The organism is Citrobacter sp. Ce104, assembly GCF_030334595.1.
GTDB classification, from domain to species: domain Bacteria; phylum Pseudomonadota; class Gammaproteobacteria; order Enterobacterales; family Enterobacteriaceae; genus Citrobacter; species Citrobacter europaeus.
Genome location: NZ_JAOWDP010000062.1, coordinates 226,806 through 250,995 on the forward strand (window position 1 = coordinate 226,806; position 24,190 = coordinate 250,995).

Here is a 24,190-nt window from a genome sequence, read left to right on the forward strand (position 1 = left end):
GAACTGATGCAGCCCAAAATTTTCTGGATTGATAACCTGCGCGGGATAGCCTGTCTCATGGTCGTGATGATCCACACCACGACCTGGTACATCACCAATGCGCAAAGCGTCAGCCCGCTGAATTGGGATCTGGCCAATGTGCTCAATTCAGCCTCTCGCGTCAGCGTCCCTCTGTTCTTTATGATTTCTGGCTACCTGTTTTTTGGCGAGCGCAGCGCCAAACCGCGCCATTTCACGCGCATCGCGCTCTGCATTTTGTTTTACAGCAGCGTGGCGCTGGCCTATATCCTGCTGTTTACCTCGATCAACGCCGGGCTGTCGCTGAAAAACCTGCTGCAAAAGCCGGTGTTCTATCACCTGTGGTTTTTCTTCGCGATCGCCGTCATCTACCTGGTTTCACCGCTGATACAGGTGAAAAATATCAGCGGCAAGATGCTGCTGGCGCTCATGGTAGTGATTGGGGTGATTGCCAATCCCAACACCGTCTCGCAAAAAATTGGCGGTTTTGAATGGCTGCCCATCAATCTGTACATCAGTGGCGACACTTTCTATTACATCGTGTACGGCCTGCTGGGTCGGGCGATTGGCATGATGGATACGCAAAAGCGCGTGCTCACCTGGCTCTGTGCGGCGTTGTTCATCACCGCGGTGTTTATTATTTCTCGGGGCACGTTGCATGAACTGCGCTGGCGAGGCAATTTTGCCGATACCTGGTACCTCTACTGCGGCCCGGCTGTGTTTATTTGCGCCGTCTCGCTCCTGACGCTGGTCAAAAATACGCTCAGCACGCGCACTTTGCCGGTACTGGGCCTTATTTCCCGCCACTCGCTGGGCATTTATGGCTTTCATGCGCTGATCATTCACGCGCTGCGCACCAACGGCCTTGAACTCAAGAGCTGGCCACCGCTGGATATGCTGTGGATTTTCAGCGCTACGCTGGCTGGTAGTTTACTGTTGTCCATACTGTTGCAGCGTATCGATACGCGCAGGCTGGTGAGCTAAAAAGAAAAGCCCTCGATCGGTAACCATCGAGGGCAAGCGATCATTCTGTAAAATCTTCCGCTACTGCTGGCGTTTCTTTTGATTGATCCAAACCACCATCACGGATATTTTTCTGTACCGCAACGGTACCAAACAGGCTCAAAAAGAAGGCCAGGCCATAAAATCCTTTCTCGTTTAGCAGCAGCGTGGCATTCCACAAACCGATAACCAACAACGCCACCGCAATAACAAACGCGGCCAGGCAGGTTACGTAGTAAATCGGCGTAGTCGGGATCCCTTCATATTTATCCCGTACCGTTTTTTGATAAGACGCAGCAGAAAACAAACCAAGCACCAAAACAGCAAAGTAATACCCCTTTTCGTTCAACTGCATATCGGCGTTCCACAACCCCAACAGATAAACCACAATACCGCCGAGCAGCGCGACCCACGACACAATGCTAAATGCGGGTGAATAAGTTGATGTCCTGTTTTCCATTTAGAGTTCCAGTCCTTTAGATAAATATTCTGCTGGGCGCATAAGTAAAACTTGCCCCAGTAAACACACAAAGAATGCCGCCGGGTACAGCCCCATTTCGATGGGTGCTAACGGGGTATTCCACACCCCCACCAGCAACAATCCGATCGTTATGAGCGCCACCATCTGACACACGGAAGCGAAGCGTTCGTCGTTCTGATTGAGATTTTCAGCACGCTGGTAAGCGTACGTCACAAACATTCCCGTCATCAGCGCACCAAAAAAATAGCCTTTGCTGCTCAATAACGGGCATGCTCGCCATAAGCCAATAACGTAAATCAACGCGCCAGAGAGGAATAATATCCATGGCAACAGCCTTGTCGTCTTCATTGGGATCTCCTTATCCATCATGGATACAATATGAATAACCCGCTAAAGACAACACAGAAAAATGCCACTACGCCGGACTTTCAGAATAAATTCATGCACGCTAATTATTTATTAGATTGAAATATATATTTGATAAATCCCCACTGTTTACCAGAGGGGATTTAGGGTCAGGACATCAGCGGTTTTAATTGCTGATAGATTTGGCGGAAGGTTTCCCGACGCTGTTGGTAAAGCGCGTGGCGCCCGGCATCCGGATAATGCGCTTGTTCCAGCGTAAGCTGAGGCAGAAGGTCTGATAAAGGCCGCTGCGGATTCATGGCAATTTGCGCCAGTCGCGCCGCGCCGAGTGCAGGACCGACATCGCCGCCGGTACGGTAATCCAGCTGCAATCCGCTGATGTCAGACAGCATCTGACGCCAGTATTCGCTGCGCGCCCCGCCGCCAATCAGCGTGATGCTGGCGGGCTGCACGCCGCAGGCATGAACCACGTCCATACCATCGGCCAGCGCAAAACCCACGCCTTCCAGCACCGCCTGCGCCAGTTCCGCCGGCCCGTGCTGATGCGTCAGACCGAAAAATACGCCCTTTGCCTGTGGGTTGTTGTGCGGCGTACGTTCCCCGGACAGATAGGGTAAAAACCAGACCGGCTCAGCGTGTTCATCCGCCTCTTGCGCAGCAGCAATCAACGCAGGAACGCTCGCCAGTCCGGTTAATTTTGCCGCCCAGTCCAGGCAGGACGCCGCACTAAGCATCACGGACATCAGATGCCATCGTTCAGGCAAGGCATGGCAAAAGCTGTGGACTGCGCTTTCCGGTTTGCTGAGAAAGCCGTCGCTGACCGCAAAATAGACCCCGGAAGTACCCAGCGATAACATCGCCTGACCGGCATTCATCATGCCCACACCCACTGCTCCCGCCGCGTTATCGCCGCCGCCGGCAACCACCGCAACCTCCTGCATACCCCAGGCGTGGGCGACCTCTGGCAACAATGTTCCGGTAATACCGCTGCCTTCATAGAGCGCAGGCATATGCGCACGAGTCAGCTTACAGGCGGCCAGCATGACATCACTCCAGTCACGCTTCGCGACATCCAGCCACATCGTACCTGCCGCATCAGACATATCGCTGGCAAAATCGCCGGTCATACGCAGGCGCAGGTAATCTTTCGGCAGCAGGACTTTATCAACCCGGCTGAAAATCTCCGGTTCGTGGCGCTGCACCCACAGCAGCTTTGGCGCGGTAAAGCCAGGCATCATCAGGTTGCCGGTGATGGCGCGCGACTGCGGAACCAGGTTCTCGAGCATCACGCACTCTTCAGCACAGCGTCCATCATTCCACAGGATAGCTGGACGCAATACCTTCCGTTGCTCGTCCAGTAGCGTGGCGCCGTGCATTTGTCCGGCAATCCCCAGCGCTTTCACTTCGCGAAGTGAATGCTGCTGGCCCAGCGCTGTCACCGCACGATCCGTTGCCCGCCACCACTGCTCAGGGTCTTGTTCAGACCATAACGGATGAGGCCGCGAGACGGTGAGTTTCTCCGTGTGCGAAGCGACCACATCGCCCTGCTCATTGAGCAGAATAGCCTTTACGCCTGATGTACCTAGATCTATCCCGATATACATAGGGCATCGTTCCTTAAAGAAAGGCCCGGTAGCGCGAGCTGACCGGGCTTACCGACGTTCTCAGAGATCCGTTATTTGTCGAACAAATAATGGTTTACCAGATTTTCCAGCAATTCCTGATGACCACTCTGGTGCACCGGCGCCAGGTTGTGTTGCTCAGCGTACTGCGCAATTTCCGTCAGCGTCATCTGTCCTTTCAGAATTTGCTGGCCCAGCTCACCATTCCAACCGGCATAGCGTTTAGCCACGCGTTGATCCAGACCACCGTCTTCAATCATACGGGCCGCAATTTTCAGCGACAGCGCCATGGTATCCATCGCGCCAATATGACCATAGAACAAATCGTATTTATCGGTACTCTGACGACGCACTTTGGCATCAAAGTTCAGGCCGCCGGTGGTGAAGCCGCCCGCTTTCAGGATTTCATACATCACCAGTGCATTCTCTTCGACGCTGTTAGGGAACTGGTCTGTATCCCAGCCCAGCTGTGCGTCACCACGGTTGGCATCGACAGAACCAAACAGACCCAGCGCGATGGCGGTAGCAATTTCGTGATGGAACGAGTGGCCTGCCAGCGTGGCGTGGTTGGCTTCGATATTCAGTTTGATCTCTTTTTCCAGACCGAACTGCTTGAGGAATCCGTACACGGTCGCCGCATCGTAGTCGTACTGGTGTTTGGTCGGTTCCTGCGGTTTCGGTTCAATAAGCAAAGTGCCCTGGAAACCGGTTTTGTGTTTGTGTTCCACCACCAGTTGCATGAAGCGGCCAATCTGCTCACGTTCCTGACGCAGATCGGTATTCAACAGTGTTTCATAGCCTTCACGACCGCCCCACAGAACGTAGTTTTCGCCGCCGAGCTTATGCGTGGCATCCATAGCCGTAACCACCTGCGTGGCGGCCCAGCTGAACACTTCCGGATCCGGGTTCGTGGCCGCGCCCGCGCCGTAGCGTGGGTTGGTGAAGCAGTTTGCCGTTCCCCACAGCAGCTTCACACCGCTTTGTTCCTGTTTTGCCGCCAGCACATCAACCATCTGCGCAAAGTTGTTTTTATACTCTTTCAAAGACGCGCCTTCCGGCGAAACATCCACGTCATGGAAGCAGTAATAAGGCACGTTCAGCTTGTGGAAGAACTCAAATGCCACATCCGCTTTGCGTTTCGCCAGCGCCAGTGCTTCACCAGGCTGCTGCCATGGGCGATCGAAAGCCCCCATACCGAACATATCCGCACCGTTCCAGCAGAAGGTATGCCAGTAGCAGGCCGCAAAACGCAGATGATCTTCCATGCGCTTGCCCAACACGATTTCGTCAGGGTTGTAATGGCGGAATGCGAGCGGGTTGGTGGATTGAGTGCCTTCAAAACGAACACGATCGAGTTGGTCAAAATAAGCCGGCATAATAAGCTCCATAATCAGGTAATACGGCAAGTAAACTGCGATATAGCTATACTGGAATTTCCTGATTTATTGCTCAATTACGTTATTTCACACCGCTATTAAGAGAATACCCAAACGTGCGCTGGCTCCCAAAAAAACGCGCTGAAAAAAGAAATAAAAAAGCGATCGCGATCGAAGGTTAGCCATTAAACAAAAAACCGTAATGCGTAGATAAAAAATGACAATTGTCATCCCGCTGACAGTATGTGAATTTTGCGTAGCGCCAGGCAAATAAGAAATTTGTCACGCTTCATCAAGCAGTCGTACCTGCGGTTTTGCTAGTATCGACAGGCCCACGTTAACCTTTCCAGGACAGGTTCTTATGTTTGATAAACGTCACCGCATCACTCTGCTATTTAATGCCAATAAAGCCTACGACCGCCAGGTGGTAGAAGGAGTGGGTGAATATTTACAGGCATCGCAATCCGAGTGGGATATATTCATTGAGGAAGACTTCCGCGCCCGTATCGATAATATTAAAGACTGGTTAGGCGACGGCGTTATTGCTGATTATGACGATGATGACATTGCGCAATTACTTGCCGATGTCGATGTTCCCATCATCGGTGTTGGAGGTTCTTACCATCTGGAGCAAGATTACCCACCGGTACATTACATCGCCACCGACAACCACGCGCTGGTAGAAAGCGCTTTCCTGCATCTGAAAGAGAAGGGAGTTAACCGCTTTGCATTTTACGGCCTGCCCTCCTCAAGCGGTAAACGCTGGGCCGCGGAACGTGAATATGCGTTTTGCCAGTTGGTTGCCAAAGAGAAGTACCGCGGTGTCGTCTATCAGGGGCTGGAAACCGCGCCGGAGAACTGGCAGCACGCGCAAAATCGACTGGCGGACTGGCTACAAACTCTGCCGCCGCAAACCGGTATTATCGCCGTTACCGACGCGCGGGCACGACACGTCCTGCAAGTCTGCGAACACCTGCATATTCCGGTACCGGAAAAACTGTGCGTGATAGGAATAGACAACGAAGAATTGACCCGCTACCTGTCCCGGGTGGCGCTGTCATCCGTGGCTCAGGGAGCCAGGCAGATGGGATATCAGGCTGCTAAACTCCTGCACCGTTTACTGGCGAATGAGGAACTGCCGCTGCAACGCATTTTGGTTCCTCCGGTGCGTGTCATTGAACGTCGCTCAACCGACTACCGTTCCTTAACCGACCCGGCGGTCATTCAGGCGATGCACTTTATCCGTAATCATGCCTGTAAAGGTATTAAGGTTGAACAGGTGCTGGATTCAGTAGGAATCTCACGCTCTAACCTGGAGAAGCGCTTTAAAGAAGAGGTCGGCGAGACTATTCACGCTGTGATTCATGCAGAAAAGCTAGAAAAAGCGCGTAGCCTGTTGATTTCTACCACACTTTCAATCAACGAAATTTCACAGATGTGCGGCTATCCGTCTCTGCAGTATTTCTATTCGGTCTTCAAGAAAGAGTACGACACGACGCCAAAAGAGTATCGCGATGTGAACAGTGAAGTGTTGCTATAGAGGGAATTACCGGATGGCGGCTTCGTCTGATCCGGCCTACGAGATGACTTGTAGACCGGATCAGCACGCGAAATTACATATGCGCGGCGATTAAACGCTGGTTATCCTGATACATTGCAAACAGATAGTTGTTGTAGCTCTGTCCCTTAGTGGAGTAACCCTTCAGCTTATGGATCATCGCGGTAGCGGTGACTTCCTGGTCGGCTTTACGCAACTGCGCGCGTGACTTACGGAAGGAAGAGTAAGCCGGATGCGTGTTCAGGTTGATGACGTAAGCATTCACCGACTCTTTCACCGATTCAAACTGTGAGTAGCCTTTCACCTTACCTGGTGCATTGTTACAACGACCTTTGCCACATTTCATGCCAAACAGGTTGTTGTTGCTGCGCGCCAGCTTCGACGTGCCCCAGCCGCTTTCGGCCGCAGCCATGGTTGCCACCATACTGGTCGGGATAATGTCTACGCGCTCAAGCAGCGTATTCCACGGAATTTTACGCGTGTTACCAGACCAGCTCACTTTGTAGCGCTTCGCGATGTCTTTCATCCGCGTACGCTCAGTCGGTGACCAGCGGTTCTGGTACTGTTTTGAAATCAGCCAGTTACGGTCCGCCGTAATGGCAGCATTTTGACTGGTAATATAAGGCATAACCGTCCGGAGAAACGCTTTTTTCCTTGGTGTTCCGGAAGGGTATTTTCGCAAATCAGGAAGTGAACTACTCTTTGCACTATTGCGAGAATACTCTTGTTTACTGCTAACCTGTTTATTACTTGCCTTGGTTATCTGGGGCTTGTGACTCGTTGTCGCCGTGTGTGTCTTTGCCAGCACCTCACCCGAAAATGCAACGGTGAGTAACATAAGAATCATTGCCCCATATCGTCGAATGGGAGTCAATATCATTAGGTCTCCTGGTCGGATTTATACATTCCAACACCTTATATTTTTCACAAAAATGAGAGATGAATCTCAAATCATATCAAAAATAGCTGTCAAGAGCACCCAAAGGAATAGTCCAATTCTGAAACTATGTCACGCATTAACGGTTCGGGGTGCCATTAATTCGAAGAAAATGTGGGGGTTATCGCAAAATCAGTTTGTTTTTTGCGCGCGTTAACTCACCCTCACTTCTCCTCCTGGCGGAATCGACTCTAAGGAGGAGTTTCCGGCCTGATTTCACTGGCAAACTGGCGAAAATCGCAGCATCAAGGACAGCATTATGAAACTTGCCGCCGTTGCGCTGGCGCTCATACCCGGCATTGCCATCGCTTCATCATGGACTTCTCAGGGACTACCTACCTTCGAAGCGGAAGGTACGGGTAAATTCGTCAGCCATGCAGCGTTGACGAAGGGTACTCGTCCTTTAACCCTGAATTTTGACCAACAGTGCTGGCAGCCCGCCGATGCGATAAAACTCAACCAGATGCTGTCGCTAAAACCGTGTGAAGGCGCCCCGCCGCAGTGGCGCTTATTCAAAGACGGCGATTACACGCTGGAAGTGGATACCCGCTCCGGCACGCCAACGCTGATGCTCTCGGTAAAAAGCGCCGCAGACCCTGTCACGACCCAGATTCGCCAGTGCCCGAAATGGGACGGTGCGCCGGTCACGCTGAACGTGAGCCAGACCTTCCCGGAAGGTGCCGTGGTACGTGATTTCTACAGCCAGCAAACCGCGACGGTAAAAAACGGGGCGATTACCCTGCAGCCCGCCGCAACCAGTAACGGGCTGTTGCTGCTCGAACGGGCGGAAACTGATGCCCCTACCGCTTTTGACTGGCATAACGCCACGGTGTATTTCGTCCTGACGGACCGCTTTGTAAATGGCGATCCGAGTAACGACCACAGCTATGGGCGTCGCAGCGACGGCATGCAGGAAATTGGCACCTTCCACGGCGGCGATTTGCGCGGGCTCGCCAGCAAACTCGACTACCTGCAACAACTGGGCGTCAACGCCCTGTGGATCAGTGCGCCGTTTGAGCAAATCCACGGCTGGGTCGGTGGTGGCACCAAAGGCGACTTCCCTCACTACGCTTACCACGGCTACTACACTCAGGACTGGACCACGCTCGACGCCAATATGGGTGACGAAGCAGACCTGCGCGCGCTGGTTGATGGCGCACATCAGCGCGGCATCCGTGTTCTGTTTGATGTGGTAATGAACCATACCGGCTACGCCACCCTGGCGGATATGCAGGAATATCAGTTTGGGGCGCTGTACTTATCGGGCGATGAGCTGAAAAAAACGCTCGGCGAACGCTGGACTGACTGGAAACCGGCCGCCGGGCAGAGCTGGCACAGCTTTAATGATTACATCAACTTCAGCGATAAAGCCGGCTGGGAAAAATGGTGGGGGAAAAACTGGATCCGCACCGATATTGGCGATTACGACAATCCTGGCTTTGACGACCTCACCATGTCGCTGGCCTTCCTGCCCGACCTGAAAACCGATTCCACCACGCCCTCCGGGCTGCCACATTTTTATCAGCACAAGCCGGATACGCACGCTAAAGCTATCGCCGGATACACGCCCCGGGATTATCTGACGCACTGGCTCAGTCAGTGGGTGCGTGATTACGGGATTGACGGCTTTCGGGTCGATACCGCTAAACACGTCGAACTTCCCGCCTGGCAGCAGCTAAAAACACAGGCCAGCACGGCGCTGGTCGAATGGAAGAAAGCCAACCCTGACAAAGCGCTGGATGATAAACCCTTCTGGATGACCGGCGAGGCCTGGGGCCACGGCGTGATGCAAAGCGACTATTACCGTCACGGCTTCGATGCGATGATCAATTTCGACTACCAGGAGCAAGCGGCAAAAGCCGTCGAGTGTCTGGCGAATATGGACCCCACCTGGCAGCAGATGGCGGATAAACTGCAGGACTTTAACGTTCTGAGCTATCTCTCCTCACACGATACGCGTCTGTTCCGCGAAGGTGGAGACAAAGCCGCCGAGCTATTGCTGCTGGCGCCTGGCGCGGTACAACTCTTTTATGGCGACGAGTCGGCCCGCCCCTTTGGCCCAACCGGCTCAGATCCATTACAGGGGACGCGCTCGGAGATGAACTGGCAGGATGTGACCGGGAAATCTGCCGCCAGCGTCGCACACTGGCAACGTATCAGCCAGTTCAGGGCCAGACATCCGGCCATTGGCGCCGGTAAACAAACCACGCTGCCCCTGAAGCAGGGATACGGATTTATCCGCGAACATGGCGACGACAAAGTGATGGTGGTGTGGGCCGGTCAGCCCTGACGCGCCCGGCTTCTCGCTGTGCACGCAGCGGGAAGCCTGATTCAACATAAAAAACCAGCCAGATAAAAATCTACAGCACAAAACCTCAATCCAACCTGATGCCCCCGATTTGCACCCTGCCATGGGTAGCGCTATGGTTAGCCACTTTACTACTCAGTTCGACAGACCACCTGCTATGACATTCTCACTTTTTGGCGACAAATTCACCCGCCATTCAGGCATCACACGCCTGATGGAGGACCTCAACGACGGTTTACGCACCCCAGGCGCCATCATGCTTGGCGGCGGTAATCCGGCGCAAATTCCAGAGATGCAAAATTACTTTCAGTCTCTGCTGGCAGATATGCTGGAAAACGGCAAAGCCACTGATGCGCTTTGTAATTATGACGGTCCACAAGGAAAAACCGAGCTACTGTCTGAGCTGGCGAAACTGCTACGTGAGAAGCAGGGTTGGGATATCGAGCCACAAAATATTGCTCTGACAAATGGCAGTCAGAGCGCGTTTTTCTACTTATTCAATCTGTTCGCCGGACGTCGCGCCGACGGCACAACGCAAAAAGTATTGTTCCCGTTAGCCCCGGAATACATTGGTTATGCCGATTCCGGGCTGGAAGAGGAACTCTTTGTCTCCGCGCGCCCAAACATCGAACTGTTACCGGAAGGCCAGTTTAAGTATCACGTTGATTTTGAACACCTGCATATTGGTGAAGAGACGGGGATGATTTGCGTGTCTCGTCCGACGAATCCGACAGGCAACGTGATCACCGACGAAGAGCTGATGAAGCTGGACCGGCTGGCCAACCAGCATGGGATCCCGCTGGTGATTGATAACGCCTATGGCGTACCGTTCCCCGGCATCATCTTTAGCGAAGCGCGCCCGCTGTGGAACCCCAACATTGTGCTGTGCATGAGCCTTTCGAAGCTGGGCCTGCCAGGCTCCCGCTGCGGCATCATCATCGCGAATGAAAAAATCATCACCGCCATCACCAATATGAACGGCATCATCAGCCTCGCGCCTGGCGGAATGGGGCCGGCAATGATGTGCGAGATGATTAAACGTAACGATCTGCTGCGCCTCTCCGAAACGGTAATCAAACCGTTTTATTATCAGCGTGTTCAGGAGACGATTGCGATCATTCGCCGCTATTTGTCTGAAGATCGCTGCCTGATCCACAAACCGGAGGGCGCGATTTTCCTGTGGTTATGGTTTAAAGATTTGCCGATCACCACCGAGCTGCTGTATCAGCGCCTGAAAGCGCGCGGCGTACTGATGGTTCCCGGTGACTACTTCTTCCCGGGTCTGGATAAACCCTGGCCGCATACCCATCAGTGCATGCGGATGAACTACGTTCCGGAGCCGGAGAAAATCGAAGCAGGGGTGAAGATTCTGGCGGAAGAGATCGAGCGCGCCTGGAGCGAAGGGAGCAGCTGATTTTTGTCGCCCGATACCGTTTTGTATCGGGCGCTAGCATCACGAACTGTGCGATATCAGCTCGAAAATATTATCTGGGGTAAACACTCCCCGCGGATGATAAATGCGCCAGTCACTGAGCAGTGTAAACGGTAACGTATATTGCTCGCCTTCCTGCATATGATGCACGTAATACGGCTGATTGGTTAATACGCCTGTCAGATGTTCATCAGCGATGTTCTGCAACATAAACCACATATGTTCGCGCTTATCGTCATCGCCGTAGGGAACACCGATTTTGACAAGGGGCGCTGATATTTCATTATGCTGCGTCTCAAAAATATGCTGGAAATAAGGCCAGCGCATTTGCGCTTTTTGCGCATCGCTATCCGACAATGCGATACTTTTCATGAACATCACTTGATCGCCGCCCAGCCCACCGTCAACCACGCTGCCAATTCCGCCACGCTCATCGGCTAGACGGAACAACAGGCACGACGGGCCATTATGCTCATCTTCCCGATCGGCCAGATCGCCGGAAAAACGCCCGGAAGGTAAATCTGAGATATCACCCACCCTCTCTGCGATCTCAGGCAACAGGTTCAGGTTGCCGCCATGTTCGATCACGCTAAGTCCCTGTTCCCAGGGAATGGCCACAATATACTGCTCGCCTTCGTGAGTTCGCGCCAGCATCAGCGGTTCATTACAATACATGCCGCGATCGTCAATACAGATATTCACAAACGCTTCAATCATGTAGCCAATACTGCCCAGACTTTCCACCGGCTGGTGAATAATCACCTCGCACTCCGGTAAACCCAACCGCCGCAGGCCATGCGTGTGCAACCAGTAATGATCGTTTTCATCATCGTGAACGGCGTGGATCGCATACAGTGTATCTGCGCGCGGCCGCGCCGGAAAACGCGCTTCAAACAGTAACCGCTCGCGGGAAAACAGCCTACCGCCTGCGCTAGCGTCCTGGGCCACCAGCAGGTCCGGCACCAACAGTCCCACAATTTTGATCGCCTGCTGCCAGCTCAGGAAAACATCATTACTAAAACGGGTCGTGACTGAGATTCGCTGGCGATATTCTGCCATCTCAGAAAGTACTTCCGGTGCAACAGAACGTGCGCCAGGGACGTATTCCAGGGCGGAAGGATCGTGCTCACAGCTAAAGAGAGAAACGCGATAAAGATAAAGCTCACCGCCTGCGGTAAAGGTCAGATGCAGTTCTTCTTTCTCTTCGTCAATACGTGACAACAGCTCCGGAAATAGCGTCTGCCCCTCCACACGCGCCTGTAACGCTTCAAGGGTAACGGGTTGTGGCGGGGTCGCTACAAACTCGGAGTCCGTTTTAAACAGACCGTTGTTCGCAGCGGCGAGATACGCTTGCTTGTTTGATGCCATAATTATGCGTCCTTGCTCAATGTTCAAAAGGTAGAAAACGCCGTACGGCTACGCCTTTCACAGTTTAGCTGCGCGATCTGATTCTCGCTTACGCACTGCAACGCACTTGTCGGGCAAGCTTCAACACACGCAGGCCCCGTTTCGCGATGCCAGCACAAATCGCATTTTATCGCCTGCACCCGCGATGAGCGGGCGACAACATTCATTGCCCCAAACGGACAGGCCAGCATACAGCTTTTACAGCCAATACACCGTGTTTGTTCAACGAAGATATGTCCATGTTCACGGCGAATAGCGTGCGTTGGACAAACATTCGCGCAGGGAGCATCTTCACATTGATGGCAGGCGACTGCCGTTGTAAAGGCATCGTCTTTGATCACCCGAATCCGCGGGACAAACGCAGAAGAAGAGACCGACGCACAGTCCTGGTTTTGCTGATGCGCGACGACGCAGGCAACTTCACAGGTACGACACCCAATACATTTTGCCGCATCCGCCATAATAAACTCGTTCATTGCCCCCTCCTTCTGCATGAAAACTTCAGATTGCCAGAGAGACTGCCCCTGTCGCTTTGATCGGACAGGGGAAACGGTTAAATAGTGTCAGGTGTCTGAATGACGCCTGGCATGCGCCTAATCGCGAACGGTAAAGCCCAGCTCATTTGAAATGGCCTGTGCGGTTTCCCGCAGCGGCTTGAGTAGATTCTTTTCCCCTACCTGCTTAAGTCGCGATGTCGAGAGTGAAATTGATACCGCGTAGGGCACCCGGCCATGAATATCAAACACCGGCACGGCAATACAGGATACCCCCAGCTCATTCTCTTCCCGATCCATCGCCATACTGCTTTCGCGGATCTGCGCCAGTTCATCGTACATCGCCGGTAGACCGGTAATGGTATTGCGGGTCAGCGGCTGAATCAGATCCTGATGGCTCTCCCAGTAGGACTCCACGTAATCCGCATGCCCAAACGCCATGTAAATTTTGCCCATCGCGGAGCAGTACAGCGGCATATGTTGGCCGATATAGGCGCGGGTACGCAGCATGCCTGTCGTCGGCTCCAGCTTATAAATCAGAATCGCATGGTCATCTTCACGACTGGAGAAGTTGATCGTTTCGCCAGTGGCGATGTTCAGCGCTTCAAGGTGCGGTGCGGCAACATGGATGATATTCAGTGACGACAGCGCCTTTTGTCCCACGGCGATAAATTTAGTGGTCAACCGATAACTGCCCGCAGCGGGTGCGGGCGTGACGTATCCGCATGACTGAAGGCCTTGCAGGAGTCGATGCACGGTACTTTTGTTCAGCCCGGCCAGTTCAGACAAATGGGCCAGCGGACACCCATTCGGATAGTTGCTCAGGATCTCAATCAACATCAAACCACGGAACAGGCTCTGACTTCCGGCTGGCCTCTCTTTATCTTGCGTCATTTCACTCTCTTTGGTGCCCATCGCTTCCGCTCCCCTTTTCGTCGCGCTCTGATGGTAGCGCAAAGTGTGTTTCAGTTCACGATCTGAACCAAAAAAACACAACTATTTGATTTTGATGATTTTAAAAAATAGACCACCCCGTTGATCTGTCAAAATTTGATCGCTATATTTGAAATCAGATTTCGCATAGTGAAATTTAGAGATAAAAAAGCGATCAAACTTAAACAAGGAAACAGGAATGAAAGTCACTTTTGAGCAGTTGAAAGATGCGTTCAATCGGGTACTGCTGGCACGCGGTATCGCCGTTGAAACCGCCGATGCCTGTGCCGAAATGTTTGCGCGCACCACCGAGTCCGGCGTTTATTCGCACGGCGTGAATCGCTTCCCCCGTTTCATTCAGCAACTGGATAACGGCGACATCATTCCTGAGGCCAAACCGCAGCGCATTACCAGCCTGGGGGCGATTGAACAATGGGATGCCCAGCGTTCGATCGGCAACCTGACGGCGAAAAAGATGATGGACAGAGCTATTGAGTTGGCTTCCGATCACGGCATTGGCCTGGTCGCGCTGCGTAACGCCAACCACTGGATGCGCGGCGGCAGCTATGGCTGGCAGGCGGCAGAGAAAGGGTACATTGGTATCTGCTGGACCAACTCGATTGCCGTAATGCCGCCATGGGGTTCGAAAGAGTGCCGTATTGGTACCAACCCGCTGATTGTCGCGATCCCCTCCACGCCAATCACCATGGTTGATATGTCGATGTCGATGTTCTCCTACGGCATGCTGGAAGTGAATCGCCTGGCTGGTCGCGAACTGCCGGTAGACGGTGGTTTTGACGATGAAGGCAATCTCACCAAAGAGCCGGGCGTTATCGAAAAAAATCGCCGCATTTTACCAATGGGTTACTGGAAAGGTTCAGGCCTGTCGATTGTGCTGGATATGATTGCCACCCTGCTTTCTGACGGTTCCTCCGTGGCGGAAGTCACCCAGGATAACAGCGATGAATATGGCGTTTCACAGATTTTCATCGCCATTGAAGTGGATAAGCTAATCGATGGCGCCACCCGCGATGCCAAACTACAGCGGATTATGGATTTCATCACCACCGCCGAACGCGCTGATGAAAACACGCCTGTTCGTCTGCCGGGCCACGAGTTTACAAAGCTACTGGCAGAAAATCGCCAAAACGGCATCACCATTGATGACAGTGTCTGGGCAAAAATTCAGTCGCTGTAAGGAGCAACACCATGATCTTTGGACATATTGCTCAGCCTAATCCGTGTCGTTTGCCCGCAGCGATTGAAAGGGCGCTCGATTTTCTGCGCACCACGGATTTCCGCAAACTGGAGCCGGGCGTGGTGGAGATAGACGGTAAAAATATCTTCGCGCAGATTATCGATTTAACTACCCGTGACCCAGCCGAAAATCGCCCGGAAGTGCATCGCCGCTATCTTGATATTCAGTTTTTAGCCTGGGGTGAAGAAAAAATCGGTATCGCTATTGATACCGGAAATAATGAAATCAGCGAAGCGTTATTAGAACAGCGCGATATTATTTTTTATCACGCCAGTGAACATGAATCTTTTATTGAAATGACTCCGGGAAGCTACGCCATATTTTTCCCGCAGGATGTTCATCGTCCGGGATGTCATAAAACTGTCGCCACACCGATCCGCAAAATAGTCGTGAAGGTTGCTATTTCAGTTTTATAAAAGGAGCACAAAAAATGAAAGCTAATACAACCGGTTATATTATCGGTGCGTACCCCTGTGCACCCTCATTTCACCAAAAGAGTGAAGAGGAAGAGAAGGAATTCTGGCGGCAGCTCTCCGATACCCCGGATATTCGCGGACTGGAACAGCCCTGCCTTGAACATCTGCATCCGTTGGGCGACGAATGGTTATTGCGCCATACGCCGGGCGACTGGCAAATCGTGGTCACGGCCATTATGGAAACCATGCGCCGCCGCGGTACTGAGGGTGGTTTCGGGTTGGCCTCCAGCGACGAAGATCAGCGTAAAGCCTGTGTGGCGTATTACCGCCATCTGCACCAGAAAATCAACCATATCAATGCAACTAATGGCGGAAAAGTGATCGCGCTGGAGTTGCACGCTGCCCCGCTGGCAGGCAACCCGAACGTCGCCCAGGCCACCGACGCGTTCGCTCGTTCACTGAAAGAAATTACCCACTGGGACTGGTCCTGCGATCTGGTGCTGGAGCATTGCGATGCCATGACGGGCCCTGCGCCACGCAAAGGCTTTTTGCCGTTAGAAAACGTGCTGGACGCAATAACCGGATATGACATCAGCGTGTGCATTAACTGGGCGCGATCGGCCATTGAAGGGCAGAACCTCGCCCTACCGCTGACCCACACGCAGCAGGTCCAACAGGCCGGTAAATTGGGCGCGCTGATGTTTTCCGGCACCACAATCACGGGAGAGTATGGCGAGTGGCAAGACTTACACGCGCCGTTTGCTCCTTTCTGCCCGCAAAGCTTGATGACCACCGACCATGCCCGCGAATTATTCGCCTGCGCAGGAACCGAGCCATTGCAATTTGCCGGTATTAAATTACTGGAAATAAATGCCAATGCAGATGTGGATCATCGCGTAGCAATATTGCGCGACGGTATCGCTGCATTAAACAAAACAAAATTATAAAAATAACATACTACTCTACGAGAATATTAATATGAACATGACCTCTCGCCCTACACTCAAAGATATACCCCGTCAGCGCTGGCTGCGAATTATTCCACCCATTCTCATCGCCTGTATTATTTCTTATATGGACCGCGTTAATATCGCATTTGCGATGCCGGGCGGCATGGACGCCGAATTAGGTATTTCCGCCACCATGGCGGGACTGGCTGGCGGTATTTTCTTTATCGGTTATCTGTTTTTACAGGTTCCCGGCGGAAAAATTGCCGTACACGGTAGCGGCAAGAAATTTATCGGCTGGTCGTTGGTTGCCTGGGCGGTCATTTCCGTTTTGACGGGATTGATCACTAATCAGTATCAACTGCTGGTTTTGCGCTTTTTACTCGGCGTTGCCGAAGGCGGCATGCTGCCGGTTGTGTTGACGATGATCAGCAACTGGTTCCCCGACGCCGAGCGCGGTCGCGCCAATGCGATTGTGATTATGTTTGTGCCGATTGCCGGGATCATTACCGCCCCGCTCTCGGGTTGGATCATCACCGTGCTCGACTGGCGCTGGCTGTTCATTATTGAAGGTTTACTCTCCATTGTGGTCCTGGTGCTGTGGGCCTATACCGTTTACGACCGACCGCAGGAAGCACGCTGGATCTCTGACGCCGAGAAAAATTACCTCGTTGAAACGCTGGCCGCCGAGCAAAAAGCTATTGCCGGAACCGAAGTCAAAAATGCCTCTCTGGGCGCGGTGCTGTCCGATAAAACCATGTGGCAGTTGATCGCACTGAACTTCTTCTACCAAACCGGGATTTACGGTTACACCCTGTGGCTACCGACCATCCTCAAAGAGTTGACGCACAGCAGCATGGGACAGGTCGGTATGCTCGCCATTCTGCCGTACGTTGGCGCAATTGCCGGGATGTTCCTGTTCTCTTCTCTCTCTGACCGCACCGGTAAACGCAAGCTGTTCGTCTGCCTGCCGCTGATAGGCTTTGCCCTGTGCATGTTCCTCTCCGTGGCGCTGAAAAATAACGTCTGGCTGGCTTATGCCGCGCTGGTCGGCTGTGGCTTCTTCCTGCAATCGGCTGCGGGCGTGTTCTGGACCATTCCGGCGCGGTTGTTCAGCGCGGAAATGGCCGGTGGCGCACGTGGGGTTATCAACGCCCTCGGCAACCTTGGAGGCTTCTGCGGTCCTTACGCGGTCGGCGTACTCATCACCCTGTACAGCAAAGATGCGGGCGTTTACTGCCTGGCAATCTCACTGGCGCTGGCCGCGCTGATGGCACTGCTGCTGCCAGCAAAATGCGATGCCGGTTCTGCGCCGCTAAAGACGCTGAATCCGCGTAAACACGCGGCGTAACACGATGTCCGGTGACGCTTCGCTTATCGGGCCGACGAAATCCATACATACCCCAGGCCGGATAAGCGCAGCGTCATCCGGTCAAAATGAGATGACAAAGATGAGTGAGAAAGCGACCTTCTGGCTGGGTATTGATTGTGGCGGTACATATCTGAAAGCAGGTTTGTATGATGCCAAAGGTCATGAGCAGGGAATTAACCGGCAATCGCTGCAGACAATATCGCCGTTACCCGGTTACGCCGAACGCGATATGCACCAACTGTGGCAACAGTGCGTCGCGACCATTGCCGGTCTGCTAAAACGCACTGGCGTCTGTGGCGATCAAATTAAAGGCGTCGGTATTTCCGCTCAGGGCAAAGGCCTGTTTCTTCTTGATAAGCAGGATAAACCGCTGGGCAATGCCATTCTCTCTTCCGATCGACGCGCGATGGACATCGTTCAGCGCTGGCAGCAGGATGGGATCCCTGAGCAGCTCTACCCGGTCACCCGCCAGACATTGTGGACCGGGCATCCGGCATCGCTCCTGCGTTGGGTAAAGGAGAATACCCCTCAGCGCTACGCGCAAATTGGCAGCGTCATGATGGGCCATGATTACCTGCGCTGGTGCTTAACCGGCGTCAAAGGCTGCGAAGAAAGCAATATCTCCGAGTCGAACCTCTACAACATGACCACCGGTCAGTACGACCCGCGACTGACCCAATGGTTGGGCATCAGTGAAATCGACGCTGCCCTGCCACCTGTCGTTGGCTCAGCAGAAATATGCGGGGAAATCACCGCTCAGACAGCCGCCATCACCGGTCTGGCGGCGGGTACGCCCGTCGTCGGCGGTCTGTTTGATGTGGTTTCCACCGCACTCTGCGCCGGTATCGAAGATGAGCACACCCTCAACGCGGTGATGGGAACCTGGGCTGTCACCAGCGGGATCGCTCACGGCCTGCGTGACCACGAGGCCCATCCCTATGTTTATGGCCGCTATGTGAATGACGGGCAGTACATCGTTCACGAAGCCAGTCCGACCTCCTCCGGCAATCTGGAATGGTTTACCGCTCAGTGGGGCGAACTCTCTTTTGATGAGATCAATCAGGCCGTCGACAGCTTACCGAAAGCCGGTAGCGAGCTTTTCTTCCTGCCCTTTTTGTACGGCAGCAACGCCGGGCTGGACATGACCAGCGGCTTTTATGGCATGCAGGCTATACACACTCGCGCCCACTTATTACAGGCCATCTACGAAGGCGTGGTTTTCAGCCACATGACCCACCTCAACCGCATGCGCGAACGTTTTACGCAGGCGCATACCCTGCGCGTCACCGGAGGTCCGGCGCACTCAGATGTCTGGATGCAAATGCTGGCCGACGTCAGCGGCTTACGTATCGAGCTGCCGCAGATTGAAGAGACCGGCTGCTTTGGCGCAGCGCTTGCTGCCCGCGTAGGCACCGGCGTTTATCACGATTTCAGCGACGCCCAGCGCAGCTTACAGCACCCGGTACGCACGCTGCTGCCAGACGCCGCCGCGCATGCGAGCTACCAGCGTAAATACCGCCAATACCAGAATTTAATTACCGCACTACAGGGCTACCACGCCCGCATTAAGGAGTACGAATGATGAGTCGACCATTACTGCAACTGGCGCTCGACCACACCAACCTGCAGGCGGCCCAGCGCGATGTCGCACTGCTACAAGAGAGTGTTGATATCGTTGAGGCGGGGACGATTCTCTGCTTAACCGAAGGCCTTAGCGCCGTAAAAGCGTTACGCGCCCAGTGCCCAAATAAAATCATCGTCGCCGACTGGAAGGTGGCCGATGCGGGCGAAACCCTTGCACAGCAAGCGTTTGACGCTGGCGCTAACTGGATGACCATCATCTGCGCTGCGCCGCTGGCGACGGTAGAAAAAGGTCATGGCGTCGCGCAGTCCTGCGGCGGTGAAATTCAGATGGAACTGTTCGGCAACTGGACGCTGGATGACGCCCGAGACTGGTATCGCGTAGGGGTTCGTCAGGCGATTTACCATCGCGGGCGCGATGCCCAAGCCAGCGGGCAACAGTGGGGAGAAGCGGATCTGGCACGCATGAAAGCGCTTTCCGATATTGGTCTGGAACTGTCGATTACCGGCGGGATTACGCCCGCCGACCTGCCGCTGTTTCGCGATATCAACGTCAAAGCCTTTATCGCCGGACGCGCGCTGGCTGGGGCGAAAAACCCAACGCAGGTTGCTGGCGAATTCCATGCGCAAATCGATGCCATCTGGGGAGCACAGTATGCGTAATCATCCGTTAGGTATCTATGAAAAAGCGCTGGCGAAAGACCTCTCCTGGCCGGAGCGTCTGGTGCTGGCGAAAAGCTGCGGTTTTGATTTCGTCGAAATGTCAGTGGATGAAACCGATGAACGCCTGTCGCGTCTCGACTGGAGTCCCACTCAGCGCGCATCGCTGGTGAGCGCGATGCTGGAAACCGGTGTGGCAATCCCCTCAATGTGCCTGTCCGCCCACCGCCGTTTTCCGTTTGGCAGCCGCGATGAATCTGCACGCGTCCGGGCGCGCGACATCATGACCAAAGCCATTCGTCTGGCGCGCGATCTCGGTATTCGCACCATTCAGCTGGCAGGCTACGACGTCTATTACGAAGAACATGACGAAGGTACGCAGCAGCGCTTTGCCGAAGGGTTGGCATGGGCAGTCGAGCAAGCCGCCGCCGCGCAGGTCATGCTGGCGGTAGAAATCATGGATACCGCGTTCATGAACTCGATCAGCAAGTGGAAAAAGTGGGATGAAATGCTGTCATCGCCGTGGTTCACCGTCTATCCGGACGTAGGCAACCTCAGCGCCTGGGGTAATGACGTCACTGCCGAATTGACGCTGGGTATTGACCGTATCGCCGCTATCCACCTGAAAGACACGCTGCCAGTAACCGAAACCCATCCGGGCCAGTTTCGCGATGTGCCCTTTGGCGAAGGGTGTGTGGACTTTGTTGGTATCTTCAAAACGCTGCATGAGCTGAACTATCGCGGGTCGTTTCTGATTGAAATGTGGACTGAAAAAGCGAAAGAGCCAGTACTGGAAATTATCGAGGCACGACGCTGGATAGAAGCACGTATGCAGGAAGGAGGATTTCCATGTTAGAACAACTGAAGGCCGAGGTGCTGGCGGCCAATCTGGCGCTTCCGGCTCATGGTTTAGTCACCTTTACCTGGGGTAACGTCAGCGCAGTAGATGAAACGCGGACACTGATGGTGATTAAGCCATCCGGCGTAGAATATGACGTGATGACCGCCGACGATATGGTGGTGGTGGATATCGCCAGCGGCGACGTGGTTGAAGGGAGTAAAAAACCCTCATCTGACACGCCAACCCATCTGGCGCTATACCGCCGCTACCCTGAGATCGGTGGGATCGTCCATACCCACTCACGCCACGCGACGATCTGGTCGCAGGCGGGTCTTGATCTCCCTGCATGGGGCACTACGCATGCCGATTATTTCTATGGTTCTATTCCATGTACCCGTCTGATGACCGTTGAGGAGATCAACGGTGAATATGAATACCAGACCGGCGAAGTCATCATTAAAACTTTTGAGCAACGGAACCTGAACCCGATGCAGGTTCCGGCGGTGTTAGTGCATTCACACGGTCCGTTTGCCTGGGGTAAAGACGCCGCAGACGCCGTGCATAACGCCGTGGTGCTCGAAGAGTGCGCCTACATGGGGCTGTTCTCGCGCCAGTTAGCTCCGCAGTTGCCGGATATGCAGCCTGAGTTGCTGGATAAACATTATCTGCGCAAACATGGCGTGAATGCGTATTACGGGCAGTAATGGGTCAGGCGCTATTAATATGCTCTTTGCAATAGCGCCGTTTCCACGCCGCGGGCGTCAGGCTGGTATGCTTGCGAAAGATTTTGCGAAAATAACCCACCTCATTAAATCCACATTTCATCGCCACTTCGGTAAGCGATAGCGAATCACTGATCAACAGTTTTTCTGCCGCCCTTACCCGCTGGCGATGCAACGCTTCGGTGAGTGTCAGCCGGAACGCGCTGCGGAATAAACGCCCCAGATAGTCCGCATTGCAATGCAGCTCTTTCGCCAGCGTTGAGGCACTAATCGGCAGGTGGAACTGAGTGTGAATTATCTGCTGCGCTTTCCACGCCAGCGCATTACCCGGACTGTCTGGTGGTTGCTCGCTGGCAGCCGCGGATATTTGCTGCAAAATCAGCAGCAGGATCAGTTCCAGCGCTATGCTGCGATGAATATTTTCCTGCTCGCGTAAGAACTGACGAAACAACGAGATAATATATTGTGGCTCGCTCACCCGGGTATGTTGAGGGATAGCAAGTAACGGTTCCGTTATTGATGCGTCGCTTTCTGCCGTCACCTCAAAATGCAGCCAGTAAAATTTCAAATCAGCCGGAAATTGCCCAACGCCAATATGCGAGCGCTGCGGCCACAGCAGCAAACTTTCTCCGGCATTCACGCAAAAAACGGTCTGGCCTTCGCGAATCGTTAATGTCCCTTTTTCGACAAAGATAATTTCCCAGGATTGCAATCGTCGCGCAGGATGACTGCCCACACCCCGGGAAATAAATAATCCGCCATTTTGTACTTTAATCGGAAGAGACATGGATAATTCGAGCATATATATTCAAATTCCCGCTTTCAGCATTCTTTGAATCGGTCTTTATTATTGATTATTCACGATAAACCCAGTTTTCACCGGATCGAAATCACATTTTCTAAATGAAGTCGGAATTGTTATCTTTTTATACTTTTCTCTTCCCTTGTTGCTCCAAACATTTCGTGCAGAATAAATAACGTACTTTGCAAATTACCCACAAATAACCCGCAGTGTAGCGGGAATTTTTCTGAACATTCTCTCCGGGAGTTATTTATGACTTCGGCTCCGATTACGACATCCGATTTGGCACAGCGTGCCCAGGACGACAAACTCTCTCTGCGTGAAAAAATAGGCTATGGGTTAGGCGATGCGGGCGGGACGGTCATTACCTGTCTGATCATGAACTTCCTGACATTTTTCTACACCGATGTCTTCGGGTTAACGCCCGCACTGGTTGGTACATTGTTTATTGCCCTGCGCGTATTTGACGCCATTTCCGACCCGATAATGGGCGTGCTGGCCGACCGTACCCAAAGCCGCTGGGGGCGCTTTCGCCCCTGGCAGCTTTGGGTTGCGGTTCCCATTGGCATTATTGGCGTACTCACGTTTACCGTCCCTGACGCCAGCATGAGCGTAAAAATTGCCTGGGCGTTCGGCACCTATCTGCTGCTCTCCGTCGGCTATACCGCCATCAACGTGCCGTACTGTGCGCTGATCAACACCATGACCACCCGCCACAATGAGGTGATCGCCTGCCAGTCCTGGCGCTTTGTGTTGTGCGGCGTGGCGGGATTCCTTGTCTCCGTCGGCCTGCCGTGGATGGTGGATGTTCTGGGTCAGGGCAACGCTGCGCAGGGTTATCAGTTCGGCGTGGGTATCCTGTGCGCCATCGCGGTAGTGATGTTCCTGTGCTGCTTCTTCTGGGTGCGCGAGCGCGTGCCGCTGGCGATGATGGGGAAATTTACCCTGCGCGAACACATTGGCGGGCTGCGCAAAAATGATCAGCTATTACTGATGCTGGTAATGTCTTTCCTGCTGATTAACGTCTTTAATATTCGCGGTGGCGGGTACATGTACTTCATTACCTATGTGCTGGAGGGCAGCACCGCTTACACGTCGCTGTTTTTCACCATGGTCACCTTCGCGTCCATCATCGGTTCGGTGATCGTCAGCCCGCTGACCCGCCGCATGGATACCGTCAAACTCTATTACTACACCAACCTGGTGCTGACGGCGCTGGCGGTGCTGATGTGGTTCCTGCCAACCGGTCCGGCTTATCAGACGCTGTGGCTGGCGGTGATCCTCGGCAACGGCATTATTCTGGGCTTTACGCTGCCGCTGCATTTCTCGCTGATGGCCTTTGCCGACGACTACGGCGAGTGGAAAACCGGCGTGCGTTCTTCCGGCATGAATTTCGCCTTCAACCTGTTTTTCATCAAGCTGGCCTGGGCCTCAAGCGCGGGGATCATCAGCCTGTTGTTTATTTTTGTCGCCTATCAGCCAGGCGCTGGTAACCAAACCGCCAGTTCGCTGCAAGGGATTACCGCGATGGAAACGCTGCTGCCCGCGCTGTTCCACCTGCTGCTGGCGCTGTCTATCCGCCTTTGCAAACTCAATAACCCGATGATGTCGCGCATTGCCACCGATCTGCGTCAGCGTCATGTACAGCCTTAAGGAG

General features: G+C 53.5%; 22 protein-coding genes. 13 read left to right on the forward strand and 9 right to left on the reverse strand.

All coding sequences use genetic code 11. The annotated features are described in order from the left end of the window. The first annotated feature begins 6 nt into the window (after nt 1-6). Nucleotides 7-1,002, forward strand: a complete 996-nt coding sequence (locus OGW16_RS09350; RefSeq protein ID WP_075145497.1) for an acyltransferase — start codon at nt 7-9, stop codon at nt 1,000-1,002. A gap of 40 nt (nt 1,003-1,042) precedes the next feature. On the opposite strand, the gene yiaA is transcribed toward OGW16_RS09350, so the two are convergent. The 4 genes from yiaA to xylA form a co-directional block, all read right to left on the reverse strand. Further along, complete coding sequence (gene yiaA, locus OGW16_RS09355) at nt 1,043-1,480, reverse strand: inner membrane protein YiaA (protein ID WP_075145496.1); 438 nt, start codon at nt 1,478-1,480, stop codon at nt 1,043-1,045. Continuing rightward, a complete protein-coding gene (gene yiaB, locus OGW16_RS09360; RefSeq protein WP_286518350.1) occupies nt 1,481-1,849 on the reverse strand; it encodes an inner membrane protein YiaB in 369 nt (122 codons plus the stop codon). Nucleotides 1,850-2,016: 167 nt separating this feature from the next. Beyond that, nucleotides 2,017-3,471, reverse strand: a complete 1,455-nt coding sequence (gene xylB, locus OGW16_RS09365; protein WP_199995049.1) for a xylulokinase — start codon at nt 3,469-3,471, stop codon at nt 2,017-2,019. Nucleotides 3,472-3,542: 71 nt separating this feature from the next. Further along, nucleotides 3,543-4,865, reverse strand: a complete 1,323-nt coding sequence (gene xylA, locus OGW16_RS09370) for a xylose isomerase (protein ID WP_003024252.1) — start codon at nt 4,863-4,865, stop codon at nt 3,543-3,545. A 361-nt stretch (nt 4,866-5,226) separates the two neighbouring features. Between xylA and xylR the strand changes: the two genes are divergently transcribed. Beyond that, nucleotides 5,227-6,405 (forward strand): D-xylose utilization transcriptional activator XylR, encoded by a 1,179-nt coding sequence (gene xylR, locus OGW16_RS09375; RefSeq protein WP_043018691.1) that lies wholly within the window; start codon nt 5,227-5,229, stop codon nt 6,403-6,405. Nucleotides 6,406-6,478: 73 nt separating this feature from the next. On the opposite strand, the gene OGW16_RS09380 is transcribed toward xylR, so the two are convergent. After that, nucleotides 6,479-7,303: a protein bax gene (locus OGW16_RS09380; RefSeq protein WP_003024247.1), complete on the reverse strand. Its 825-nt coding sequence runs from the start codon at nt 7,301-7,303 to the stop codon at nt 6,479-6,481. Nucleotides 7,304-7,619: 316 nt separating this feature from the next. On the opposite strand from OGW16_RS09380, the gene malS reads away from it, so the two are divergent. Both malS and avtA read left to right on the forward strand, forming a co-directional pair. Continuing rightward, entirely contained in the window at nt 7,620-9,650 is a 2,031-nt protein-coding gene (gene malS, locus OGW16_RS09385; RefSeq protein WP_199995050.1) for an alpha-amylase, read from the forward strand. 175 nt (nt 9,651-9,825) lie between these two features. Beyond that, nucleotides 9,826-11,082: a valine--pyruvate transaminase gene (gene avtA / locus OGW16_RS09390; RefSeq protein ID WP_043018693.1), complete on the forward strand. Its 1,257-nt coding sequence runs from the start codon at nt 9,826-9,828 to the stop codon at nt 11,080-11,082. 39 nt (nt 11,083-11,121) lie between these two features. Here avtA and OGW16_RS09395 read toward each other — a convergent pair whose 3' ends face one another. The 3 genes from OGW16_RS09395 to yiaJ form a co-directional block, all read right to left on the reverse strand. Beyond that, nucleotides 11,122-12,468, reverse strand: coding sequence for a DUF4026 domain-containing protein (locus OGW16_RS09395; protein WP_181634217.1), 1,347 nt, complete (start codon nt 12,466-12,468; stop codon nt 11,122-11,124). A gap of 23 nt (nt 12,469-12,491) precedes the next feature. Further along, nucleotides 12,492-12,983 carry a 4Fe-4S dicluster domain-containing protein gene (locus tag OGW16_RS09400; protein ID WP_043018695.1) on the reverse strand — a complete coding sequence of 164 codons (492 nt, stop codon included), beginning with the start codon at nt 12,981-12,983 and terminating at the stop codon, nt 12,492-12,494. Nucleotides 12,984-13,100: 117 nt separating this feature from the next. Beyond that, complete coding sequence (gene yiaJ, locus OGW16_RS09405) at nt 13,101-13,916, reverse strand: IclR family transcriptional regulator YiaJ (RefSeq protein WP_043018696.1); 816 nt, start codon at nt 13,914-13,916, stop codon at nt 13,101-13,103. A 217-nt stretch (nt 13,917-14,133) separates the two neighbouring features. Here yiaJ and yiaK point away from each other — a divergent pair, with 217 nt between their 5' ends. The 8 genes from yiaK to araD all read left to right on the forward strand — a co-directional run bounded on the left by yiaK (nt 14,134) and on the right by araD (nt 21,713). Next, nucleotides 14,134-15,132, forward strand: a complete 999-nt coding sequence (gene yiaK / locus OGW16_RS09410) for a 3-dehydro-L-gulonate 2-dehydrogenase (RefSeq protein ID WP_043018697.1) — start codon at nt 14,134-14,136, stop codon at nt 15,130-15,132. 11 nt (nt 15,133-15,143) lie between these two features. Next, the gene (locus tag OGW16_RS09415) at nt 15,144-15,608 is read left to right on the forward strand and encodes a YhcH/YjgK/YiaL family protein (RefSeq protein WP_043018698.1); all 465 of its coding nucleotides are present in this window, start codon (nt 15,144-15,146) and stop codon (nt 15,606-15,608) included. A gap of 14 nt (nt 15,609-15,622) precedes the next feature. Next, complete coding sequence (locus OGW16_RS09420) at nt 15,623-16,555, forward strand: DUF4862 family protein (RefSeq protein WP_043018699.1); 933 nt, start codon at nt 15,623-15,625, stop codon at nt 16,553-16,555. A 31-nt stretch (nt 16,556-16,586) separates the two neighbouring features. After that, nucleotides 16,587-17,906: an MFS transporter gene (locus OGW16_RS09425; RefSeq protein ID WP_043018700.1), complete on the forward strand. Its 1,320-nt coding sequence runs from the start codon at nt 16,587-16,589 to the stop codon at nt 17,904-17,906. 100 nt (nt 17,907-18,006) lie between these two features. After that, nucleotides 18,007-19,509: an FGGY-family carbohydrate kinase gene (locus OGW16_RS09430; RefSeq protein ID WP_286518354.1), complete on the forward strand. Its 1,503-nt coding sequence runs from the start codon at nt 18,007-18,009 to the stop codon at nt 19,507-19,509. Further along, on the forward strand, nt 19,509-20,171 hold the full coding sequence (ulaD, locus tag OGW16_RS09435) for a 3-keto-L-gulonate-6-phosphate decarboxylase UlaD (protein ID WP_043018842.1): 663 nt from the start codon (nt 19,509-19,511) through the stop codon (nt 20,169-20,171). Before OGW16_RS09430 ends, ulaD begins: the two co-directional genes overlap by 1 nt. Beyond that, entirely contained in the window at nt 20,164-21,024 is an 861-nt protein-coding gene (locus OGW16_RS09440) for an L-ribulose-5-phosphate 3-epimerase (RefSeq protein WP_043018702.1), read from the forward strand. The genes ulaD and OGW16_RS09440 overlap by 8 nt, the downstream gene beginning before the upstream one ends. Further along, nucleotides 21,018-21,713, forward strand: a complete 696-nt coding sequence (araD, locus tag OGW16_RS09445; RefSeq protein WP_286518356.1) for an L-ribulose-5-phosphate 4-epimerase — start codon at nt 21,018-21,020, stop codon at nt 21,711-21,713. The genes OGW16_RS09440 and araD overlap by 7 nt, the downstream gene beginning before the upstream one ends. Before the next feature lie 4 nt (nt 21,714-21,717). Here the strand turns inward: araD and OGW16_RS09450 are convergent, their stop codons facing one another. Beyond that, nucleotides 21,718-22,533 (reverse strand): helix-turn-helix domain-containing protein, encoded by an 816-nt coding sequence (locus OGW16_RS09450; RefSeq protein WP_286518358.1) that lies wholly within the window; start codon nt 22,531-22,533, stop codon nt 21,718-21,720. A 252-nt stretch (nt 22,534-22,785) separates the two neighbouring features. Here OGW16_RS09450 and OGW16_RS09455 point away from each other — a divergent pair, with 252 nt between their 5' ends. Beyond that, the gene (locus tag OGW16_RS09455) at nt 22,786-24,186 is read left to right on the forward strand and encodes an MFS transporter (protein ID WP_043018705.1); all 1,401 of its coding nucleotides are present in this window, start codon (nt 22,786-22,788) and stop codon (nt 24,184-24,186) included. Nucleotides 24,187-24,190: the final 4 nt, after the last annotated feature.

What these genes read in the sequence shown, in the direction of transcription:
- OGW16_RS09350 (WP_075145497.1), top strand. Translation starts at nt 7, where the DNA reads ATGCAGCCCAAAATTTTCTGGATTGATAACCTGCGCGGGATAGCCTGT.
- yiaA (WP_075145496.1), bottom strand. Translation starts at nt 1,480, where the DNA reads ATGGAAAACAGGACATCAACTTATTCACCCGCATTTAGCATTGTGTCG.
- yiaB (WP_286518350.1), bottom strand. Translation starts at nt 1,849, where the DNA reads ATGAAGACGACAAGGCTGTTGCCATGGATATTATTCCTCTCTGGCGCG.
- xylB (WP_199995049.1), bottom strand. Translation starts at nt 3,471, where the DNA reads ATGTATATCGGGATAGATCTAGGTACATCAGGCGTAAAGGCTATTCTG.
- xylA (WP_003024252.1), bottom strand. Translation starts at nt 4,865, where the DNA reads ATGCCGGCTTATTTTGACCAACTCGATCGTGTTCGTTTTGAAGGCACT.
- xylR (WP_043018691.1), top strand. Translation starts at nt 5,227, where the DNA reads ATGTTTGATAAACGTCACCGCATCACTCTGCTATTTAATGCCAATAAA.
- OGW16_RS09380 (WP_003024247.1), bottom strand. Translation starts at nt 7,303, where the DNA reads ATGATATTGACTCCCATTCGACGATATGGGGCAATGATTCTTATGTTA.
- malS (WP_199995050.1), top strand. Translation starts at nt 7,620, where the DNA reads ATGAAACTTGCCGCCGTTGCGCTGGCGCTCATACCCGGCATTGCCATC.
- avtA (WP_043018693.1), top strand. Translation starts at nt 9,826, where the DNA reads ATGACATTCTCACTTTTTGGCGACAAATTCACCCGCCATTCAGGCATC.
- OGW16_RS09395 (WP_181634217.1), bottom strand. Translation starts at nt 12,468, where the DNA reads ATGGCATCAAACAAGCAAGCGTATCTCGCCGCTGCGAACAACGGTCTG.
- OGW16_RS09400 (WP_043018695.1), bottom strand. Translation starts at nt 12,983, where the DNA reads ATGAACGAGTTTATTATGGCGGATGCGGCAAAATGTATTGGGTGTCGT.
- yiaJ (WP_043018696.1), bottom strand. Translation starts at nt 13,916, where the DNA reads ATGGGCACCAAAGAGAGTGAAATGACGCAAGATAAAGAGAGGCCAGCC.
- yiaK (WP_043018697.1), top strand. Translation starts at nt 14,134, where the DNA reads ATGAAAGTCACTTTTGAGCAGTTGAAAGATGCGTTCAATCGGGTACTG.
- OGW16_RS09415 (WP_043018698.1), top strand. Translation starts at nt 15,144, where the DNA reads ATGATCTTTGGACATATTGCTCAGCCTAATCCGTGTCGTTTGCCCGCA.
- OGW16_RS09420 (WP_043018699.1), top strand. Translation starts at nt 15,623, where the DNA reads ATGAAAGCTAATACAACCGGTTATATTATCGGTGCGTACCCCTGTGCA.
- OGW16_RS09425 (WP_043018700.1), top strand. Translation starts at nt 16,587, where the DNA reads ATGAACATGACCTCTCGCCCTACACTCAAAGATATACCCCGTCAGCGC.
- OGW16_RS09430 (WP_286518354.1), top strand. Translation starts at nt 18,007, where the DNA reads ATGAGTGAGAAAGCGACCTTCTGGCTGGGTATTGATTGTGGCGGTACA.
- ulaD (WP_043018842.1), top strand. Translation starts at nt 19,509, where the DNA reads ATGAGTCGACCATTACTGCAACTGGCGCTCGACCACACCAACCTGCAG.
- OGW16_RS09440 (WP_043018702.1), top strand. Translation starts at nt 20,164, where the DNA reads ATGCGTAATCATCCGTTAGGTATCTATGAAAAAGCGCTGGCGAAAGAC.
- araD (WP_286518356.1), top strand. Translation starts at nt 21,018, where the DNA reads ATGTTAGAACAACTGAAGGCCGAGGTGCTGGCGGCCAATCTGGCGCTT.
- OGW16_RS09450 (WP_286518358.1), bottom strand. Translation starts at nt 22,533, where the DNA reads ATGCTCGAATTATCCATGTCTCTTCCGATTAAAGTACAAAATGGCGGA.
- OGW16_RS09455 (WP_043018705.1), top strand. Translation starts at nt 22,786, where the DNA reads ATGACTTCGGCTCCGATTACGACATCCGATTTGGCACAGCGTGCCCAG.